Annotated in this window: 17 protein-coding genes; 3 read left to right on the forward strand and 14 right to left on the reverse strand. The window is 71.1% G+C overall.

All coding sequences use genetic code 11. The features are described 5' to 3' along the window. Positions 1-97: 97 nt before the first annotated feature. From OG521_09985 to OG521_10000, 4 genes are all read right to left on the reverse strand, one after another. Entirely contained in the window at positions 98-775 is a 678-nt protein-coding gene (locus OG521_09985; protein WUW21100.1) for a response regulator transcription factor, read from the reverse strand. Then, complete coding sequence (locus OG521_09990) at positions 772-1,935, reverse strand: histidine kinase (protein ID WUW21101.1); 1,164 nt, start codon at positions 1,933-1,935, stop codon at positions 772-774. The genes OG521_09985 and OG521_09990 overlap by 4 nt, the downstream gene beginning before the upstream one ends. After that, positions 1,932-2,480 (reverse strand): DUF1453 domain-containing protein, encoded by a 549-nt coding sequence (locus OG521_09995; protein ID WUW21102.1) that lies wholly within the window; start codon positions 2,478-2,480, stop codon positions 1,932-1,934. The genes OG521_09990 and OG521_09995 overlap by 4 nt, the downstream gene beginning before the upstream one ends. Before the next feature lie 170 nt (positions 2,481-2,650). Next, a complete protein-coding gene (locus OG521_10000) occupies positions 2,651-4,771 on the reverse strand; it encodes a type IIA DNA topoisomerase subunit B (protein ID WUW21103.1) in 2,121 nt (706 codons plus the stop codon). Between the two features lie 430 nt (positions 4,772-5,201). Between OG521_10000 and OG521_10005 the strand changes: the two genes are divergently transcribed. Further along, positions 5,202-5,435 (forward strand): hypothetical protein, encoded by a 234-nt coding sequence (locus tag OG521_10005; protein WUW21104.1) that lies wholly within the window; start codon positions 5,202-5,204, stop codon positions 5,433-5,435. Between the two features lie 100 nt (positions 5,436-5,535). Here OG521_10005 and OG521_10010 read toward each other — a convergent pair whose 3' ends face one another. The 7 genes from OG521_10010 to OG521_10040 all read right to left on the reverse strand — a co-directional run bounded on the left by OG521_10010 (position 5,536) and on the right by OG521_10040 (position 16,127). Beyond that, on the reverse strand, positions 5,536-6,366 hold the full coding sequence (locus OG521_10010) for a serine protease (protein ID WUW21105.1): 831 nt from the start codon (positions 6,364-6,366) through the stop codon (positions 5,536-5,538). A gap of 167 nt (positions 6,367-6,533) precedes the next feature. Beyond that, positions 6,534-8,081, reverse strand: coding sequence for an RNA polymerase sigma factor (locus OG521_10015; GenBank protein WUW21106.1), 1,548 nt, complete (start codon positions 8,079-8,081; stop codon positions 6,534-6,536). 323 nt (positions 8,082-8,404) lie between these two features. Next, positions 8,405-9,283 (reverse strand): FadR family transcriptional regulator, encoded by an 879-nt coding sequence (locus tag OG521_10020; protein ID WUW21107.1) that lies wholly within the window; start codon positions 9,281-9,283, stop codon positions 8,405-8,407. A gap of 160 nt (positions 9,284-9,443) precedes the next feature. Next, the gene (locus tag OG521_10025; protein ID WUW21108.1) at positions 9,444-11,252 is read right to left on the reverse strand and encodes an ABC transporter ATP-binding protein; all 1,809 of its coding nucleotides are present in this window, start codon (positions 11,250-11,252) and stop codon (positions 9,444-9,446) included. A 303-nt stretch (positions 11,253-11,555) separates the two neighbouring features. Then, a complete protein-coding gene (locus OG521_10030) occupies positions 11,556-12,320 on the reverse strand; it encodes an NUDIX hydrolase (GenBank protein WUW21109.1) in 765 nt (254 codons plus the stop codon). A 177-nt stretch (positions 12,321-12,497) separates the two neighbouring features. Then, complete coding sequence (locus tag OG521_10035; GenBank protein ID WUW21110.1) at positions 12,498-13,853, reverse strand: DUF4192 domain-containing protein; 1,356 nt, start codon at positions 13,851-13,853, stop codon at positions 12,498-12,500. Between the two features lie 114 nt (positions 13,854-13,967). Continuing rightward, positions 13,968-16,127, reverse strand: coding sequence for a RecQ family ATP-dependent DNA helicase (locus OG521_10040; protein WUW21111.1), 2,160 nt, complete (start codon positions 16,125-16,127; stop codon positions 13,968-13,970). Between the two features lie 340 nt (positions 16,128-16,467). On the opposite strand from OG521_10040, the gene OG521_10045 reads away from it, so the two are divergent. Next, entirely contained in the window at positions 16,468-17,097 is a 630-nt protein-coding gene (locus OG521_10045; GenBank protein WUW21112.1) for a hypothetical protein, read from the forward strand. A gap of 69 nt (positions 17,098-17,166) precedes the next feature. On the opposite strand, the gene OG521_10050 is transcribed toward OG521_10045, so the two are convergent. From OG521_10050 to OG521_10060, 3 genes are all read right to left on the reverse strand, one after another. Continuing rightward, positions 17,167-17,787 carry a hypothetical protein gene (locus tag OG521_10050; GenBank protein WUW21113.1) on the reverse strand — a complete coding sequence of 207 codons (621 nt, stop codon included), beginning with the start codon at positions 17,785-17,787 and terminating at the stop codon, positions 17,167-17,169. Positions 17,788-17,847: 60 nt separating this feature from the next. Continuing rightward, positions 17,848-18,558, reverse strand: a complete 711-nt coding sequence (locus OG521_10055; GenBank protein ID WUW21114.1) for a ribonuclease HII — start codon at positions 18,556-18,558, stop codon at positions 17,848-17,850. A 140-nt stretch (positions 18,559-18,698) separates the two neighbouring features. Then, positions 18,699-19,337, reverse strand: coding sequence for a TetR/AcrR family transcriptional regulator (locus tag OG521_10060; protein WUW21115.1), 639 nt, complete (start codon positions 19,335-19,337; stop codon positions 18,699-18,701). Positions 19,338-19,541: 204 nt separating this feature from the next. Here OG521_10060 and OG521_10065 point away from each other — a divergent pair, with 204 nt between their 5' ends. After that, the gene (locus OG521_10065) at positions 19,542-21,095 is read left to right on the forward strand and encodes an MFS transporter (protein ID WUW26632.1); all 1,554 of its coding nucleotides are present in this window, start codon (positions 19,542-19,544) and stop codon (positions 21,093-21,095) included. Positions 21,096-21,097 lie beyond the last annotated feature (2 nt).

The following is a 21,097-nucleotide window of genomic DNA, read 5'->3' on the forward strand; positions in this document are numbered from 1 at the left end:
GAACAACTCCCCTTGTCCACGGACCACTTCGGCCGCGTACCCAAGAATGGGCAGATCGGGAAGATCCCGGGCACTTCATTCCCCGGACTTCACCTCTTCAGGTGAAGGATGTGCCGGGCGGCTGTGCGAGTCCTCGAACGTACGCGTAACGGACCGCCTGGGCCCGGTCGCGCAGTCCCGCCTTGGCGAAGAGGTTGTTGATGTGGCTCTTCACGGTGGCCTGCGAGATGTGCAGACGCCGGGCGATCTCCGTGTTGGACATCCCTTCGGCGATCAGCACCAGCACCTCGGCCTCACGTGGCGTCATCCCGTCGGGGAGCTCGGCCTCGGCGCCTCCCGCGGACGGCAGCGGCCCGGTGGTGACCTGCTCCAGCAGACGGCGCTGGATGGCGGGCGACAGACCCGCCTCGCCCGAGAGCACCGCCTCGATGGCCCGCACGATCTCGTCGCCCCCGGCGTCCTTGGTGAGGTAGCCCCGGGCCCCCGCCCGGAGCGCGGGGAAGAGCGAATCGTCGTCGGCGAACGTCGTCAGCACCACGACCTGGGTGCCGGGATGGTCCCTGCGGATACGGCGCGTCGCCTCCACGCCGTCGCAGCGGGGCATTCTCAGGTCCATCAGGACGACGTCCGGGGCGAGTTCGGCCACCAGGGCGACGGCCTCCTCCCCGTCCCTGGCCGCGCCGACCACCTCGATCCCGGGCAGCAGGCCCAGCAGCATGACGATTCCCTCGCGCACCACCGACTGATCGTCGGCGACGATCACCCGCGCGCTCACGCGGGCACCCGCAGACTCACCACGAACCCCTCCTCGCCGGGACCGGCCTCCAGCGTTCCGCCCAGCAGTTCGGCGCGCTCCCGCATCCCCAGCAGACCGTAGCCGGAGCCACTGACAGCCAGCTCGCCGCCGGCACCGGTTCCACCCGAATCGCTGACCTCCAGGGCGATCACGTCCGGCAGGTACTCCAGCCTGATCAGCACCCTGGCCCCCGGTGCGTGCTTGCGCACGTTGGTCAGCGCCTCCTGCGCCACCCGCCGCACCGCCTGCGACGCCTCGGCGGTCAGCGTCCGCTGCTCCCCCTCCACCCGGACCTCGGCCGGCTCCGCCGCCACCAGCTGCCGCAGGAACTCCTCCACCGGCGACACCTCGCCGCGCAGGGCCGACAGCGCCTGACGGGTCTCCGCGAGGCCCTCACGGGCCATGGAGCGGGCGGCGACCACCCGCTGCAGCACCTGGTCCCGGAACTCCCCCTCGGGCTCCCTCTCGATCAGCAGCCGCGCCGCCTCCAGGTGCACCAGCTGTGCGGAGAGGCTGTGCGCGAGCACGTCATGGATCTCCCTGGCGATCCTGGAGCGCTCGTCCAGCGCCGCCGTCTCGGCCTCCGCCACCCTGGCCGCCCGCTCCTGGGCGAGCAGCCGCTGTGCGCTTCCACGGGCCTCGGCGTCCAGCCGCAGCACGTACCCCCCGAGACAGAGCCCGGCCGTGGTCAGGGCCGTGTTCAGCCAGCCGTCGGTGTTCACGGCGGCGTATGCCCCGAGCGCCGCCGCCGTGGCCGGAACGCCCGCCGAGAGCGGGAGCCGCTCCAGCGCGGTGACGGCGCAGCCGCACCAGATCACCGCGGCGGGCACGCCGGCTCCTGCCTGCTGCGCTCCGAAGGCCGCGAGCATCAGCAGGGCGAGCAGCCCGAGCGAGGGCCACAGCCGGTTCTCCAGGCTGGTCCGGAAGAAGGCCACGGCGGCCGCCGCGCATCCCGCCACCCCGGCCAGACCGACCACGGTCTCCCACGGGCCGAACAGCCCGCCGCTGAAGGTCCCCCAGAGCATCACGGTGAGCAGCCCGGCCCGCACGGACCAGCCGATCACGGCGCGTGCGCGGGTGCGCCTCTCCCGTGCGAGGGCCTCCCTCGACGGCCAGCTGGTCCAGGCAGCGGGTGTCACACGCGGTCCTTTCCGGCCGGCCGGAACGGCACACGGCCGGCGGAACGGCGGCCGGCCGGTCCACCGTCGCCCGGGCCACGGTACGACCGCGGTATCTCCCCGGCCCGCCGGGCCAGCACACCGCTGCGGACCAGCAGGGTGACCGCGAGAGCCATCATCAGGGCGGGGCCGCCCTGATGTATGCCCAGCGCCGCGGCGAGCCCGTACAGAGCCGCTCGCAGGATCAGGCCTCCGGTCCAGACGTACACGGTCGCCTTGGTGCCCTTGCTCCAGAGCGTCCCGTCCTCCGCGCGCCAGAGCCGGGCGGTCCACCCCCAGCCGGCCCCGGTGACCAGGCCCACGGCCAGCTCCGCACCCAGGACGATGACGGACAGCGCCTCGTGACGCGGATCCACCAGTCCGGGCTCACGCAGGGCCATCACGAGCAGGACACCCGGCAGGACCCACCAGCGCCGGTCTCCCGAGATCTGCTGCGCCGAGCACTGACGGACCACGACGAAGCCGATGACCGCGACGATCACGAGCAGGTTGACGAGACCGGACATGGGCGCCTCCGGGTTGCGGGAAGTTCTGTCACTTCGACGCTACGGAAAGGGCCAGGTCAGGGGATCGGCTCAGGGGTGGATCACGGGTGGAGCCGTTGTCTCCACCCGTGGGTGGAGACAACGGCTCGGTGGGACAGCGGGGTCCGGATCCCGGCCCCTGCGCCTCGGACTCAGACGTCGATGCGCGAGCGGTCCAGCGTGGCCGCGGAGCTGGTGATGAACTCCTTGCGGGGGGCCACCTCGTTGCCCATCAGCAGGTCGAAGACCTTCTCGGACGACTCCAGGTCGCCGATGTTGATCCGCCGCAGCGTGCGGTGACGCGGATCCATCGTCGTCTCCGCGAGCTGGTCGGCGTCCATCTCGCCCAGACCCTTGTAGCGCTGGATCGAGTCCTTGTACCGGACGTTCTTCCGCTGGAGCTCCAGCAGCCGCTGGCGCAGCTCGTTGTCCGAGTACGTGTAGATGTACTTGTCCTGGCCCTTCTTCGGCTGGACCAGCTCGATCCGGTGCAGCGGGGGCACCGCGGCGAAGACCCGTCCCGCCTCGACCATGGGCCGCATGTAGCGCTGGAACAGCGTCAGCAGCAGGATGCGGATGTGGGCGCCGTCCACATCGGCGTCGACCAGGAGCACGATCTTGCCGTAGCGGGCGGCGTCGATGTCGAAGGTCCGCCCGGACCCGGCTCCTATGACCTGGATGATCGCACCGCACTCGGCGTTCTTCAGCATGTCGGAGACGGATGCCTTCTGAACGTTGAGGATCTTGCCCCGGATCGGCAGCAGTGCCTGGAACTCGCTGTTCCGGGCCAGCTTGGCGGTGCCGAGCGCGGAGTCGCCCTCCACGATGAACAGCTCGCTGCGCTCGACGTCGTCGCTGCGGCAGTCGGCGAGCTTCGCGGGCAGGGAGGAGGACTCCAGAGCCGTCTTGCGGCGCTGCGCGTCCTTGTGCTGGCGGGCGGCGATCCGGGTCCTGGCGGCTGCCACCGCCTTCTCCAGGACCGCCCTGGCCTGCGCCTTGGCGTCCCGCTTGGTCGAGGTCAGGAACGCCTTGAGCTCCTTGGCCACGACGTTGGCGACGATCCGGTTGGCCGCCGAGGTGCCGAGCACCTCCTTGGTCTGCCCCTCGAACTGCGGCTCCGCCAGCCGTACGGTCACCACCGCGGTGAGACCCTCCAGCGCATCGTCCTTGACGATGTCGTCCTCGGCGACGCGCAGGATCTTCGCGGAGCGGAGGACCTCGTTGACCGTCTTGGTCACGGAGCGTTCGAATCCGGACACATGCGTACCACCCTTGGGGGTGGCGATGATGTTGACGAAGGACTTGAGATTGGTGTCGTAGCCGGTGCCCCAGCGCATCGCGATGTCGACGACCAGCTCCCGGGTGACCTCGGTCGCCGTCATGTGGCCGCGGTCGTCGAGTACGGGCACGGTCTCCTTGAACGTACCCTGCCCCGTCAGGCGCAGGACGTCGCAGACGGCCTTGTCCTGGGCGAGGTACTCGCAGAACTCGCTGATGCCGCCGTCGAAGCGGAACGTCTCCTCCGTCTTGCCCTCGCCGTCCAGGCCGCGCTCGTCGCGGACGACGATGGTGAGGCCGGGGACGAGGAAGGCGGTCTGGCGGGCCCGCTGGTAGAGCGTCTCCAGATTGAGCTTGGCGTCTTTGAGGAAGATCTGCCGGTCGGCCCAGTAACGCACCCTCGTCCCGGTGCGCGCCTTCGGGACCCGCTTGCCCTTGAGCAGCCCGTTGGCCGGGTCGAAGGGGCTGTCCGGGCCCTGCTCGGTGAACATGCCCGGAACACCGCGCCGGAAGCTGATCATGTGGGTCGCGCTGTTGCGGTCGACCTCGACGTCCAGCCGGGCGGACAGGGCGTTCACCACGGAGGCGCCGACGCCGTGCAGGCCGCCGGACGCGGCGTAGGAGCCGCCGCCGAACTTGCCTCCGGCGTGCAGCTTGGTCATCACGACCTCGATGCCGGACAGGCCGGTCTTGGGCTCCACGTCGACGGGGATGCCGCGGCCGTTGTCACGGACCTCGACGGAGTTGTCGTCGTGGAGGATGACCTCGATGTGATCGCAGTACCCGCCGAGGGCCTCGTCGACGGAGTTGTCGATGATCTCCCAGAGGCAGTGCATGAGGCCGCGGCTGTCGGTGGACCCGATGTACATGCCGGGGCGCTTGCGAACCGCTTCGAGCCCCTCGAGTACGAGCAGGTGCCGCGCGGTGTAGTTGGAACCGTCTCGGTCTGCTCCGGTCAGCAGCGCAGTGGACGGCACGGACGTATCGGCGGTCACGCGGTTCGCTCCTCGCTGAATTTCATTTGGGGCCCAGTGGGTAACGGGCTCGGCTTCGGTCGCCGCTGAGAGGGTACCGAGGCCTGGTAGAGCGGGTGTAACGCCACCCTCGGAGAACGCTCACACTAGTCCAGCCTCGCATACACGTTCGATCCCTCCTTGGAGTGACGCGCACATCACGTTCCCTTCCAGGCATGAACCATTTAGGCTCCGGGCACGTCCTCATGAACAACCGGCAAGCCAGCCGGCGGGACCGACCGAGAGCAACGCGAAACCGTAGCGCCACGCAATACGGCACATTCGCCGCGAACCGGCAACAGACAGCCATCCTGAGAAGAAGTTTCGAAGAAATGCCACGAGCGGGAACGTTTTCGGCCTGGTTGGATGTTGACCCTGGTACGACAGCTCGTCGAGCTAGAGAAGAGGCGACGTGACTACTGTTCTGACCCCCGCGAGCCCGCTGACCGCAGCAGACCGCTGTGACCGTTGCGGCGCCCAGGCATACCTGCGCGTCGTCCTGATCAGCGGCGGTGAACTGCTCTTCTGCGCCCACCACGGTCGCAAGTTCGAGCCGGAACTCAAGAAGATCGCCGCGGAAATACAGGATGAGACGGACCGGCTGACAGCCGTGCAGGCCCAAGCCGCCGAAGAGGAACAACACTGACACCTCGCATCCACGACGAGCCAGGGGCCGGTCCCGACCGGCCGACGGGCGGCTCCCCACAAGGGGAGCCGCCCGTTCTCGTACCCGCGGAAGCGTCCGGTCAGTCAGCGTCCTTCATCCACTCGATGGCCGCGGAGATCCGCGTGTAGACGCCAGGGCTGCCCGCGCGGCCGCACCCGCTCCCCCAGGACACGAGGCCGACGAGCCTCCCCTGGGCCACCAGGGGCCCTCCACTGTCTCCCTGGCAGGCGTCGTACCCTCCCTCGGGTTCGCCCGCGCAGAGCATCGCTGAGGCCTCGTACGTGCCGTTCCCGCCCCCCGGGTAGGCCTGCTCGCACGAGCTGTCCGGCAGCACGGTCACCTTCGCGGACCTGAGTGACGTCGCGTAGTCACCGTTGCCGGTCGTGTCACCCCAGCCGTAGACGACCGCCGCGGTCCCGGAGTCGTACGCGGAGTCACCGGCCGGCGCCATGGGGATCACGCTCTGTTCGGGCAGCGCCTCGGCGAGAGTGAGCACGGCGACGTCACCGCTGTTCGTGGTGGCGTCGAAACCGGGATTGACCCAGGTGCCGCTCACCGCGATCTCCTTGCCGTCGGTGCCGTTCAGCTCGTCGCGGCCGGAGATGATCCGCAGATCGCGGACCTGGCCGACATCGACACCCAGCGCCTCCCGGGTCAGACAGTGCGCGGCCGTGATCGCCTTCTTCGGCTCCACCACCACGGCGCCGCAGAACTGACCGGCCCGGGTACCTCCGAACCGGTCACGGCTGGAGAGGGCCACCACCCAGGGACTGTCCTTGACGTGCGCGGGCTGGCCTCCGATGACGATGCTGTCCGCGACTGCCGCGGCAGGGGATCCGAGCGGTATCACTGCCGCTGCGGCAGTGAGGGCGAGCGCCCCGGTCATGGCGCGGACGACGGTACGGGACATGTGTGCTCCTGACTCTGTGATGGACCTTGCCTACCCAGAGTCATTCCGCTGTCACCAACCCGCACCCGCGCGAAATCGGCGGCGCCCGCCCGCACCGGAAACGGCCGAGGGCCCGGATCCCCTGGGGGATCCGGGCCCTCGGCCGATGTGCCGGTCGGGACGGCGGCCTAGTCGAGGTAGTCGCGCAGCACCTGCGAACGCGACGGGTGGCGCAGCTTCGACATGGTCTTCGACTCGATCTGACGGATGCGCTCACGCGTCACGCCGTAGACCTTGCCGATCTCGTCCAGCGTCTTCGGCTGTCCGTCGGTGAGGCCGAAGCGCATGGAGACCACGCCCGCCTCACGCTCGGACAGCGTGTCGAGCACCGAGTGCAGCTGCTCCTGCAGAAGCGTGAAGCTGACCGCGTCCGCCGGGACGACCGCCTCGGAGTCCTCGATCAGGTCACCGAACTCGCTGTCGCCGTCCTCACCCAGGGGGGTGTGGAGGGAGATCGGCTCGCGACCGTACTTCTGGACCTCGATGACCTTCTCGGGGGTCATGTCGAGTTCCTTGGCCAGCTCCTCCGGGGTGGGCTCACGGCCCAGGTCCTGGAGCATCTGACGCTGCACACGCGCGAGCTTGTTGATGACCTCGACCATGTGCACCGGGATACGGATGGTGCGGGCCTGGTCGGCCATGGCGCGGGTGATCGCCTGACGGATCCACCAGGTGGCGTACGTGGAGAACTTGTAGCCCTTGGTGTAGTCGAACTTCTCGACCGCGCGGATCAGACCGAGGTTGCCCTCCTGGATCAGGTCCAGGAAGAGCATGCCGCGGCCGGTGTAGCGCTTGGCCAGCGAGACCACGAGACGGAGGTTGGCCTCCAGCAGGTGGTTCTTGGCGCGGCGGCCGTCCTCGGCGATGATCTCCAGCTCACGCTTGAGCTTGGGAGCGAGCTTGTCGGCGTTCGCCAGCTTGTCCTCGGCGAACAGGCCCGCCTCGATGCGCTTGGCGAGCTCGACCTCCTGCTCGGCGTTGAGGAGCGGGACCTTGCCGATCTGCTTCAGGTAGTCCTTGACCGGGTCGGCCGTGGCGCCGGCGACGGCGACCTGCTGCGCAGGTGCGTCGTCCTCGTCGTCGTCGGAGAGGACGAAGCCCTTGTTCTCGCCCTCGCCCTCCTCTTCCTCACCCTTGCCGGACTTGACTTCCTCGGCCGCGTCGTCGCCGTCGAGGACCTCGTCGTCCTGCTTGCCGGCCTTCTTCGACGCGGTCTTCTTCGCCGCCGTCTTCTTCACGGCGGTCTTCTTGGCAGCCGTCTTCTTGGCTGCGGCCTTCTTGGCGGGCGCGGCCGCGGCGGCGTCATCGGCCACGGCGTCCACGGTCTCGGCCGATGGGGCGGCGGTGGCCGCGACGGTCCGCGTCACGGTCGTCTTGGCCGCGACGGTCTTGGTGGCGGTGCGCTTGACCGGGCTCTTCGCTGCGACGCTCTTGCGGGCGCGCTTCGACGGCTCCGCGGCACTGACCATCAGCGTCACACCCTCTTCCTCGAGGATCTGGTTGAGGCTGCGCAGAACGTTCTTCCACTGGGTTGGCGGAATCTGGTCAGCCTCGAAGGCCCGACGCACGTCGTCGCCGGCGATCTGCCCATCAGCCTTTCCCCGCTCGATGAGCGCCATGACAGATTCGGACTCGGCGATCTCCGGCGGGAGCGTACGGGATGTGCTGGCCGACACGAACAACCTCTCGGAACGATGGAAACGGCTTCCGGCCCGGCCCTGAGAGGGCTGGAACCGACGACCGTCGGGCTGGGAATGTACCGACGGCGCGGGCTAGGCCTCAGAACTGCACAGCGCACTGAATGGCTGCTGTATTCCTTCCGCGGCGGTCACCTCTTAAGTCATCGCGCTGTTTCGAGGAGTGTTACGCCCAATCCGCGTGGCCCGAGTCACACCTCATTTGCGACGAACCAGATCAGTGGTGACATCTCTCCACAATTGTGCCGCCGGACCACGAGGGTCCGGCGACACATGGCTCGTACACCCTGACCGCGCCGCGCTCAGTGCTCGCGCGGCGCCGGTACGACTCCGGGCTGGGCCACGAGCAGCTGACGCATGGCAGCCTCGGCGCCCGCGGAGTCGCCGGACGCCAGGGCCTCGACGATGCGCGCGTGGTGACCGAGGGATGCCTCGTTGGGACGGTCACAACCGGTCACCGGGGCGCCCGAGACCTGGAGCGCGGCGGAGACGATGCCGGAGAGGTGCTCCAGCATGCGGTTGCCCGCGGCCTGGATGAGCAGGGAGTGGAACTCCGCGTCGGCCCGGGCGCAGGTGATCACGTCGCCCTGCCCGAGCGCGTGCCCCATGATCTCGACCATGTCGCCGAGCCGCTGCTGAAGGTCCTCACGCCCGTGGCCCGCGGCCAGCCGGGCGGCCAGCGGCTCGATCGTCCAGCGCAGCTCACCGAGCTCGCGGCGCTGGTCGTCGCGCTGCGGGCCGAAGGCGCGCCATTCGATGATGTCGGGATCGAGCAGGTTCCAGTCACTGACCGGCCTGACCCGGGTACCCACATTGGGCCGGGCGCTGACCAGGCCCTTGGCCTCCAGGACACGCAACGACTCCCGGACGACGGTGCGGGAGACCTCGAATCGCTGACCGATCTCCTCCGGCACGAGGGGCCGGTCGGCACCGAGGTCACCGGAAACGATCATCTGACCGAGCTGCTGAACAAGTTGACCGTGCAGGCCGCGGCCCCGGCTGGCCGATCCCCGTCGGCCCACCCGGCCGAGCTCGGTATCGGAACCGCCCCAGGACCGGGCGGCGGCACGCTCGCCGGCCGGCGCCTCCGCGTAGGTATATCGGTCGAGTTCGCCCGGGCCGGCGAGGCCGGAGTCGGCGGAGCGGGCGGCGGTCATCGTGGTGTGCGCAAGGGTACTCACGCATCCTTTGTCGGCGCGGCTCAGCCACCCCTTGAGGTCTTTGGTGAAAAGCACACGAAAGGGTGATCGGCACCCGCCTCACAATTGACGACTTACTGGTACAAAGCGGGCATTTTCAATGGAGTTGTGGATCTCTGCGTACTCAAGTTCCCTTCCGCGATCACCAACGCACTCTGCCGCGAAGGGTCATGAACAGATACGCGCAGACAAGGACCGACAACGACAGCGTCAGCGCCGCGCCCACCGGGTGCGCCACGACCCGCACCGCGGCAGCCACCCACCGGTCCGCCTCGTGCGGCCACTGCAGCCAGGCCAGTTCCCTCAGCCGGCCCGGAAGTCCGCTCATCGAACGGGCGGTCGGCGCCTTCGGCATCGACTCGATGAGCGGGACCATCAGGACGGGAACGGCGAGTACGGCGGCGACACCCGCCGCCGTCACACGGAAGATCCCGGCGGCCAGCAGGCCGGCCCAGGCGCAGCCGACGGTCAGCCCCGACCAACTCACGGCCAGTGAAACCGCGTTCGAAGGGACCTTGACCAAGTCCCCGCCGTACACGAGGCGGAGGGACTCCGCCGACGCCAGCACGACCAGGAGCGCCAGCACCAGCGCGACGCCCGCCGAAACCGCCAGCTTGGCGAGGAGCAGCCCGAGCCGTCGGGGGACGGTGCCGCGCCCTGCGGCGAGCGCGGGGTAGCGGAACTCGTCACCGAAGGAGAGGGCACCGAGCAGTCCGGCGCCGAGCGCGGCGGGCGGCAGCGGCAGCAGCGAGGGCCAGGCGGCCAGTACGTTCGGCAACGGGGTGCCGCCGTTGCGGCCGAGCAGGACGGACAGCGCCGCCGAGGCGACGAGAGCCACGGCGATGATCAGCGTCGTGGTCCTGACACCGAAGAGGCGGCGCAGTTCGTAACGCACCGGGCGCAGCGGGCCACGGGCCGGACGGCGCCGGATCCGCGGCGGCAGCTGCCCCTCGCCCTCGCCGGCCCCCGCCACCGGGAGCGGTTCGGAGAGGGGTGAGGGAGGCGGCGCGGCGGAGGATTCGAGGCGGGGGGCGGGGGCGGCGGCGTCGGGGCCGGGGCCGGGGCCCGCCTCGGGGGACGTGTCACCGATCTCGTCGGCGAGCTGATGCACGGGCAGCCCATGGCGGAATGCCGTGTCCCCGATCTCCGCGCAGCTGCTGCCGTAGACGGAGAGCCGGCTGCTGCTCGCCTCGGTGACCACTTCGACGGAGCGCCGGTCGGCCCGCGCCTCACGGCTGACGATCGCGGCGAGGCGGGCGGCGTGCGGGGAGCGGACCGCGACGCGGGGCCGCAGGCGGGTGCGGGAGAAGTCGGCGACGCTCTGATCGGCGACCAGACGGCCGGCGTCGATGGTCACCACATGACCGGCCGACCGGGCCGCCCTCTTGGCGTCGTGCGTGGTGTACAGGACGGTGCCGCCCCGATCGGCATGGGACCCGAGCATGCCGTGCAGCCAGTCGGCCTCCCGCGAGGTGAGGCCCTCCGCGGGTTCGTCCAGGATCAGCGTGTGCGGATCGCCGAGCAGTGCGCAGGCGAGTGCCAGCCTGCGGTCCATGCCCAGGGAGAGCGTGCCGATGCGCTGGTCCCCCAGCCCGGAGAGACCGACGGCGTCGAGCAGTTCGTCGGCCCGGGACGCGGGCATTCCGGTCGCGGCGCAGAGCATGCGGAGCTGGCCGCGGGCGGTGCGGGCGGGGTGCCCCGGTACGTCCCCGAGCAGCACCCCCACCTCCCGGGCCGGATGCGCCACCCGGTGCAGGGGTCTGCCGCGGAAGTAGGTGACACCTCGCCCCGGTTCGAGTTCGAGCATGAGGCGCAGGGCCGCGGTCTTGCCGGAACCCGGCGGGCCCAGCAGGGCGGTGACGCAGCCGGATCCGGCTTCGAACGTGAGGTCGTCCACGGCGGGCGGAAGTCCGCGGTGGCGGGCGCTGGTGAGTCCGATGGCCTGGAGCATCGCTTCTCTCGCAGAAGGTGAGACCGCTCGGCGGCAGAAGGTACCGCAGCACGATAACCCGACATATCAGACTTTTCGCGCAATGCCGAACCTACGGCGTTCCGGACATCTGTCAGAGCGTCAGGAGCACCGGGAGCGCCACCTCGGGTCCGGATCCCAGGCAGCACGGATCTCGGGCTCGGACCTCAGCCCCCAGCATCAGCGGGCTCGGCCCCGGTGTGGGCGTCGACGACCGCCCTCAGCCGGCCGGCCGCTCCCGGGTGCCCAGACCTCGGGCTCAGGCCTCGGGCTCGGACCTCGGGCTCAGACCTCGGGCCGCAGCATCGGCGGATTCAGCACCGTGGCCGAACCCGACCGGAACAGCTGGGCGGGGCGGCCGCCCTGACGGGTGGTCGTCCCCCCGGCAGGCACCAGGAAGCCGGGCGTGCCCGTCACCTTGCGATGGAAGTTCCTCGGGTCGAGCACCACGCCCCACACCGCCTCGTACACCCGGCGCAGCTCGCCGACCGTGAACGAGGGCGGGCAGAACGCGGTGGCCAGCGAGGAGTACTCGATCTTGGAACGGGCCCGCTCCACACCGTCGGCGAGGATCTGGGCGTGGTCGAAGGCCAGCGGGGCCTGCCGCTCGCCCTCGCGCCCGTAGCCCCCTTCCGGCCCGAGAAGGTCCTCGACAGGCGCCCAGCGCGCACTGTTCGCGTCGCCGCCCGCACGCGGAGCCGGCAGATCGGGCGCCAGCGCGAGATGGGCGACGCTGACGACCCTCATCCGGGGATCGCGCTCGGGCGCTCCGTACGTGGCGAGCTGTTCGAGATGTGCGCCGTTGCCGACCGACGGGGTCGCCGGGTCGTGCGCGCACAGCCCGGTCTCCTCGACGAGTTCGCGCGCCGCCGCGGCGCCGAGGTCCTCATCGGCTTTGACGAAGCCGCCGGGCAGCGCCCACCTGCCCTGGAACGGCGTCTCACCTCGGCGTACCACCAGCGCACAGAGCGCATGACGGCGCACCGTGAGCACAACCAGGTCGACGGTGACAGCGAAGGGCGGGAAGGTCGACGGGTCGTAGGGCGGCATGCCGTGATCATAGTCGTCTGCCTGACGATAAACACTCCCTTCGTGATGCCTCTTCACGGGTCCCGGCGCCTTCCGGACAGGCTTCCCCCGGGCCCGGACCGGTCGGCGACGGGGTGGCCACCGGCGACCCGTACCCCGGTCGCCGGCCACCTCCGGCTGTCCGGCGCCACGCCGCTCTCATCGGCCGGTCCGGGTCGCGCGGCGGCCCTGGTTCCGCGACTGCCCGGCCCGGCGGCGGCCGGCGGCGGCGCCCGACCGGACGGCCCGGGGCCGCGTCCGCCGCCGCCCGGCCGCCTGCGCCCGGGCGGAACGGGCCCCCGCGACCCGTCCCGCACCGTGGCCACGCCGTACCGTCCGGGTGTCGCGCCGCACGGCCCCCGTGTCCTGCGCCGTGTCGCGCGCCGCCGTCCGGGTGTCGCGCTCACCGCGCAGGCAGCGCCGCAGCGTCTCCGGATCGAGGCCCTGGTTGCAGGCCTCGTGCAGAAGCTGGGCGAAGGTGTACCGGGGATCCAGCCGGAGCGCGAGGCCCAGCGCCACCCGCGCCCCCGGCTCGTCGCCCGTCGACCACGAGACCCACCCCGCCAGCGCGAGCGGCGCCGCCGCGTGCTCCTCGTACGGCGTGACGCAGCGCCGTGCCAGTGCCCGCCACAGCCGCAGCGCGGACTCCGCTTCGGGCCCTTCCATCCATTCCGCGGCCCTGTCCCGGGTCTCCCGGTCCTGGAGGCCGAGGATCACCGCGGCGGCCTCCTCGTGACTGATCAGCCGGTCGTCGTTGAGGTCGGCCAGTGAGGGTGTCGCCGCCGGTGCCCGGCCGAGGCGCCTCATGAGCCGTCCGGCCAGTTCCAGCGTGGTGCCGCCGACCTCCTTGCGGCTCTCCTCGTCGAGGAGCTTCGGCACCAGCGCCGACCCCGCCGCGTCCAGGGCCTGTTCCTGCTCCCGGCCCGCCGCGCCGGTGCGGGGTGCCAGCCGGGCCTCCATCTCCCGCAGCGATCCGCGCACCTGGATACCGGCATACGTCGCTGCCGCCGCCATCACCGAGGTGCCGGGCACGGCCATCGGGTTCCCCTCCGCCGGGCAGCAGCGGGCGTCGGGGCAGACGTAGGACCAGAACCTGTTGCCGGAGATGCAGAGCGCTTCGAGCACGGGGACGTCCAGAGCCCCGCAGGCGGTACGCAGCCCCTGGGCGAAGGGCCGCAGCCGCTCCATGGTCCGGCTGCCGGTCTCCCCTTCGGCGGGTTCCTGGCAGAGGAAGACGACGATCGCGTCGGGGCGCCCGCCGCGCCGCTCGCTCCCTTTGATCAGGCACTCGGCCAGCTGCTCGGCGACCGACGGCCATTCCTGCTCGGACTGCGGGATACCGAGCCTGAGACGCCCGCCGAAACGGCCCCGGCCGCCGTGCAGCGCGACCATGACCACGCTGTCGTTCGGATGGAACCCCATGAGATACGGGAGTGCGTCGGCCAGCTCGGCGGGGCCGCGCAAAGTGATCTGCTGCTCATCGGACGGACCGGTGGATTCGTGGTGCTTGTTCATGGGATGACCGTCCCGCGTCGGGACGGTTTCCGCGACCCCCTGTGGATAACTTGTCCACAGGGGGTGAGACCGGTCCGGGGCCCCCGAGCCGGGAGCCGCGGTCGGCGCCGGTCCTCAGCCGGCCAGGGCCAGGACGAGCGGCAGCACCGGACCCGATCCGCTCTGGCTCAGGAGGCGCGCGCCCACGGCCAGGGTCCAGCCGGAGTCGGAGTAGTCGTCGACGAGCAGGACCGGGCCGGCGGCCCCGGCCAGGGCGGCGGCCAGTTCGTCTGGCACGGCGAAGGAGGCGGCCAGGGAACGCAGTCGCTGGGCGGAGTTGCTGCGGTGGGCCGCGAACTCGCCGGCTTCCGGGGTGTGGACCAGGCTGCCCAGCAGCGGGAGCCTGCCCACCCTGGCCACACCCTCGGCCAGGGAGCCGACCAGCTGGGGGCGGGTGCGGGACGGCATCGAGACGACCCCCACCGGCCGCGCCACCGCGTCGGGAGAGCCGCTCGCCCAGCCGCCCGGCGAACGGGCCCAGTCCGCCAGCACGGTCACGACGGCGTTCAGGACGTCGTCCGGCACCCGCCCGTCCGCCGCCTGCTCCGCCAGGAGCGGGCGCAGCCGGTTGCCCCAGCCGATGTCCGACAGCCTGCCCAGCGCCCGCCCGGTGACCGCCTGCTGGCCCGCGGGAATGCGGCCCTTGAGGTCCATGCCGACCGCGGCGAGCCCGGTCGGCCACATCTTGCGGGGCTCGACCTCGACTCCCGGCCGGTCCAGTTCGCCCGTCGCCGCCGCGAGAGCCGCCGAGGAGACCGCGGGATCGAGCCAGGGCCCGGCGCAGTTGTCGCAGCGGCCGCACGGGGTCGCCTTCTCGTCATCGAGCTGCCGCTGCAGGAACTCCATCCGGCACCCCGTGGTCGCCACGTAGTCCCGCATGGCCTGCTGCTCGGTCTCCCGCTGCTTGGCCACCCAGGCGTACCGCTGCGCGTCGTACGCCCACGGCTGCCCCGTCGCGGTCCAGCCCCCCTTCACCCGCTTGACCGCCCCGTCGACGTCGAGCACCTTCAGCATCGTCTCCAGGCGCGAGCGCCGGAGGTCCACCAGTGGTTCCAGCGCGGGCAGCGACAGCGGACGGCCCGCCTGTTCCAGTACGTCCAGGGTGCGGCGCACCTGCTCCTCGGGCGGGAAGCCGACCGACGCGAAATACGCCCAGATCGCCTCGTCCTCCTTGCCCGGGAGCAGCAGCACATCCGCGTGGTCCACGCCGCGCCCCGCGCGCCCCACCTGCTGGTAGTAGGCGATCGGGGACGAGGGCGAGCCCAGGTGCACGACGAACCCCAGGTCCGGCTTGTCGAAGCCCATGCCCAGCGCCGACGTCGCCACCAGCGCCTTCACCCGGTTCGCGAGCAGATCCTCCTCGGCCTGCAACCGGTCGGCGTTCTCCGTCTTCCCCGTGTAGGACGCCACCGGATAGCCGCGCTGACGCAGGAACGCCGCGACCTCCTCGGCCGCCGCCACCGTCAGCGTGTAGATGATCCCCGAACCCGGCAGATCCCCCAGCCGCTCCCCCAGCCACGCCAGCCGGTGCGCCGCGTTCGGCAGTTCCAGCACCCCCAGCCGCAGGCTCTTGCGGTCCAGCGGCCCGCGCAGGACCAGGGCGTCACCACTGCCCGTGCCCAGCTGCTCCGCGACGTCCGCGGTCACCCGCGCGTTCGCCGTGGCCGTGGTGGCCAGCACCGGGACGCCCGCCGGCAGCTCCGCGAGCATCGTGCGCAGCCGGCGGTAGTCGGGCCGGAAGTCGTGTCCCCAGTCGGAGATGCAGTGCGCCTCGTCGACCACCAGCAGACCGGTCGTGGCCGCGAGCTTCGGCAGCACCTGGTCCCGGAAGTCCACGGAGTTGAGGCGCTCCGGGCTGACGAGGAGGACGTCGGTCTCGCCGCGCTCCACCTCCCCGTAGATCGTTTCCCACTCCTCCGGGTTGGCCGAGTTGATCGTCCGCGCCCGGATGCCGGCCCGTGCCGCGGACTCGACCTGGTTGCGCATCAGGGCCAGCAGCGGGGAGATGATCACCGTGGGACCCGAGCCGCGCCGCCGCAGCAGAGCGGTGGCCACGAAGTAGACGGCCGACTTCCCCCAGCCGGTGCGCTGCACCACCAGGGCCCGCCGTCGCTCCTGGACCAGCGCGGACACCGCCTGCCACTGGTCCTCCCGCAGCCGGGCAGGGCCTCCGGGATCACCGACGAGCTCGGCGAGGACGGCATCTGCTTCAGTGCGGAGTTCCAGGTTGTCCATGACCCCCATGCAACCCGATGACACCGACAATCGACGACTTCACCCCGCGTGGGGACCCGCTCACCTGCGGGAGGGCCGGGACGGGCCAGGTGTTTTCGCTGGTCCTCGCCGTTCAGGCGGGACAGGTGGCGTCATCCGGTGCTGGACTGGGCAGGGATATCCGTGTCATTCCGGCTGATTACCGTCAGCTGCGCCAATTGCTCGTTGCCGCCCGCCGATACGCCAGGAAGAATTGGTCTCGCTCCCCGCACGGTCTCTTCGCGGGCCCGGAAGGGCTGTGCCGCGGCGCGCCCTCACCCGACCCTGCCCGCATCGTGGGCGCGTATGCGAAGGGAGGACCGTGACCTTCGGATTCGCTCCGTCCGCAGCCACTTCGATGTCGGCCACCGCCGACTCCGCCAACCGCCTTGCCAGAATGCTCGAACCGGCCGAGTGGGCGGCAGCGGGCATACCCCTGCTGCGCAGCCCGCGCGAGGTGGTGAGCGGGCTGCACGCCAGGCACCTGCCGACGCCCGAGACCGCCGTCGTCGCCGTGCTCGACCACGAGGAACGGCTGGCGGCCAGCGCTTCGTTCGCCCGCCGTTCGGTGACGGCGGACGGCTGGGAGTTCCGCAACGCGCTGCTCGCGCATCTGCGCCGGGTCATCCCGCACGATCTCCGCCGCCGCACTCCGGTCCGTACCGCGGTCCTGCTCTACTGCCGCGAGGGGGACGAGCGTTGGACGGAGGAGGACGGGGCCTGGATGTGGGGCCTGCGGGACGCCTGCACGCTGCACGGGCTGCGGTGCGGCGCGTACATCACGCTGACCCGGGGCGGCTGGCAGGTGCTCGGTGAGGGCCGGGGCGGCCGTCGCCCCAGTTCCACGTCACAGCCGACCGCCCTCGCCGACACCGCGCTGGACCAGGATCCGGCGCCGCTGCGCACCGGCGGCGGCGCCGTGCAGGCACTGCACCGCACCGCGGCCCGCTGACCCGGCCCCCGGGCGCCCGGCCACCCCTACGGGCGGCCGGGTCGGCCATGGGCCGCCGCGTGCAGCGGCTCAGACACCGGCGCCGAGCACCGCGTTGATCCGCTGCGGGTCACCGCAGACGATCAGCAGGGTTCCGGCGCCGCGCTGCGCTGCCGACAGCGTGCGGGCGGCGGCGTCGTCGGCGGCACCGTTGACCGCGACGATCACCACCGGGCGGGACGTCACCCGCTCCGCTGCCGCGGCACCGGCGAAGAACACGTCGTCGCCCGCTTCGTGCTGGGCCCAGTAGGCGGCCTCGCCGAAGGAGAGCTCGTGCGTGGCCCACGGGTGCTGCTCACCGGTGGTGAGCACCAGGATGTCGCCGGGCGCGCGGCCCGAGTCGAGCAGCAGGTCCACCGCCTCGTCGGCGGCGTCGAGCGCACCGTCGGCCGAGGCGGGGATCAGCTGCAGCTGGGGTGCGGAACGATTCTCCGGCCGGGCCGCCTGGGGCCGGTCGGAGCTGGAGTGCGGGCGCGGCGCCGGGGGCGCGGGCCTCGCGGGGCCGGGACCCGGACGACCGGGGCGCGGCATGGCCGCGGAACGCGGACCGGGTACGGGACGAGGGGTCGACGCGGTGCGGCCGGTGGCCGGAGTGGCGCGGGGACCCTGGGCGCTCTCGTGAATCTGAGGCTCCTCGGGGATGAGAGGCATGGGTGGTTGTCTATCAAACGCCGGCGCACGGGGCGTCGGCGGGTGGGTACATGTGCGCGATCAGAAGTCGAAGCCGAGCTGGCCCCCGCTTTCCAGTGCGGCCGCCTCGGCGGAGAAGCGGACCTTCTTGAGGTGCTGCCACCTGGGCAGCGCGTCGAGGTAGGACCACGAGAGGCGGTGGTGGGCCGTGGGCCCCCGCTCCTCCAGCGCGGCCCGGTGCACGGGGGACGGGTAGCCGGCGTTGGCGTCGAAGGCGAAGTCCGCGTACTCGCCGGTCTCCGCGCCGAGTTCGGCCATCACGGTGTCCCTGCGGACCTTCGCGATCACGGAGGCCGCCGCGACCGCGACGCAGGACTGGTCGCCCTTGATGACGGTACGGACCTGCCAGGGGCTGCCCAGGTAGTCGTGCTTGCCGTCCAGGATCACCGCGTCGGGCCGCACCGGCAGCGCCTCCAGGGCCCGCACGGCGGCGAGCCGGAGCGCGGCGGTCATCCCGAGTTCGTCGATCTCCTGCGGGGAGGCGTCGCCGAGTCCGTAGGCCGTGACCCAGCGCTCCAGCAGCGGTGCGAGCTCCGCGCGGCGCTTGGGGCTGATCAGCTTGGAGTCGGTGAGTCCGGCGGGAGGCTTGCGGAGGCCGGTGACCGCGGCACACACGGTGACCGGTCCCGCCCACGCTCCGCGTCCGACCTCGTCGACACCGGCGACGGTCTTGGCACCGGTGGTGGCGCGCAGTGAGCGCTCGACGGTGTGCGTGGGTGGTTCGTACGGCATGGCGCCAGTCAGCGTACGCCGATGAGTCCGCCGAGAACACCCCGGGGCGCCCCTCGGCCGCCCCCCGGCCGGCCCCGGCTCATCGGACGGGCCGGGGCAGGGCCTCGTGCGGGGCCTCAGGGGCGGACGTTACGAAGTGCTCAGCGCCGGGGGCCGGCGGGGGCGGCGCGGAAGAACGGCACGGCGACCTGATCGATCAGGTCGGCGATGTCCCCGTCCGTCCATTCGCTGCCGCACACCTTGGTGCGATACATCATCATCGCGGGGATGACGTCGAAGGCCAGCCCGCGCAGGGCGTCGGGGCGCACCTCGCCGCGGTCGACACCCCTGCTCACCACTTCTCTTATGAGGCTGGTCGTCGGCCCGACGACACCACTGAGGATCATCGACTGGAACCGTTCGGCGGTGTCCGCATCGCACTCGTGAAGGACCGCGCGCAGCGCCGAGCCCGACTGGGAGAGCATCGCGTCACGGAGCCGGCAGCACAGCTGATAGAGGTCGTCCCGGATGTTCCCGTGGTCCGGCGCCTCCCCGATCGCCGGGAGCGCGCTGCGCAGCGCGTCCGCGACCAGGTCCTCCTTGGAGGGCCACCTCCGGTAGATCGCGGCCTTGCCGGTCTGGGCTCCGGCGGCGACCCCCTCCATCGTGAGCCCGCTCCAGCCGACCGTACTCAGCCGCTCCAGGGCGGCTTCGAGGATCGCGCGTTCCAGCACGGGCCCGCGGCGCCTGAGTGACACCACCGGCTGCCGGGCGGCGGCGGCCGATCGCGAAGTAACCATGAGCTTCTCTCCATCGGAACAGATCGGATCACAGCGGGGCGGTACGCCCGCGCCGGGCTGAGCAGGTCCCGGCCGGGACGGCGGATCCGGACGCGGCGCGACAACGGCGATTCAGTGAACGCTTGCGTTCACTGAAGGGGACTCACTAACGTTGACGACGCAGTGAACGGTTCCGTTCACTAATTCACTTGTGGGGGACCCATGGTGACAACCTCTCAGTTAAACGAACGAAGCGCACCGGGCGCGGCACGACGGCAGGGGCGCCCGGGGATCGCCCTGGCCGTCATCGCCGCCTGTCAGTTGATGGTTGTGCTCGACTCCACGATCGTCAACATCGCCCTCCCGCACATCCAGGACGCGCTCAGCTTCTCGACCACCGATCTCTCCTGGGTCCTCAGCGCCTACACGCTCACCTTCGGCGGCCTCCTGCTGCTCGGCGGCAGGGCCGGGGACATCCTGGGCCGCCGGCGGGTCTTCATGACGGGCATCCTGGTCTTCACCCTGGCCTCGCTGCTCGGCGGATTCGCCCAGGAGCCCTGGCAGTTGCTGGCGGCGCGCGCTCTCCAGGGCATCGGTGGCGCCATCGCCTCACCGACCTCGCTGGCCCTGATCACCACCACGTTCCCGGAGGGCCCCGAGCGCAACCGCGCCTTCGGTGTCTTCGCCGCGGTCTCGGCGGGCGGCGGCGCGATCGGTCTGCTGGCGGGCGGACTGCTCACCGAATGGCTCGACTGGCGCTGGGTGTTCTTCGTCAACGTGCCGATCGGCGTGCTGATCGCCGTCCTGGCGCCGCTGTACATCAACGAGTCCGAGAAGCATCCCGGCCGCTTCGACATCTCGGGCGCGCTGACCTCGACGCTCGGCATGGCCTCGCTCGTGTACGGGTTCATCCGGGCCTCCGAGGAGGGCTGGCGGGACTCGCTCACCCTGGGTTCGTTCGGTGCCGCGGTGATCCTGCTCGCCTCGTTCGTCCTCATCGAGATGCGGGCCAGGGAACCGATCACTCCGCTGCGGATGTTCGCCGACCGCAACCGTTCGGGTACGTACGTGATCATGCTCAGCCTGGCCGCTGCCATGTTCGGCATGTTCTTCTTCATCGTGCTGTTCGTGCAGAACGTACTGGCCTACAGCCCCATCGAGTCGGGCCTGGCGTTCCTGCCGGTGACCGTCGCGATCATCGTGGGAGCGGGGCTCTCGCAGCGGTTCCTGCCGGTGCTCGGACCCAAGCCGTTCATGGTCACGGGTTCGGCGTTCAGCGGCGTGGGTCTGATCTGGCTCACGTTCATCTCGCCGGACAGCTCCTACCTGTCCGGAGTCCTGGGCCCGATGCTCGTCTTCGGCTTCGGCATGGGGCTGAACTTCGTCACGCTCACGCTGACGGCCGTCTCCGGAGTCGCCCAGCACGAGGCCGGAGCGGCCTCCAGCCTGCTCAACGCCAGCCAGCAGGTGGGCGGTTCGCTGGGACTCTCCATCCTGGTCACGGTCTTCGGCACGGCGAGCCGCAACGAGGCGGAGAAGCAGGTCCCACGGTTCCTCGCCCAGGCGTCGCCCGAGCAGAAGGCGGAGTTCGCCAAGACCCGGGAGCTGCCGGGAAGCTGGGGCCACGCGGTGCTCGCGCAGGGCATCTCCACCGCGTTCCTCGCGGCGGTGGCCATGGCGGGCCTCGCCCTGCTGACCGCGCTGCTGGTGATCCGGGTGCGCAAGAGCGATCTGGAGGCGCTGAGCGGAAAGGCGTCGGCCGGGGGGCCGGTCGCCTAGCG

The organism is Streptomyces sp. NBC_01463 (assembly GCA_036227345.1).
In the GTDB taxonomy this organism is placed as follows: Bacteria; Actinomycetota; Actinomycetes; order Streptomycetales; family Streptomycetaceae; genus Streptomyces.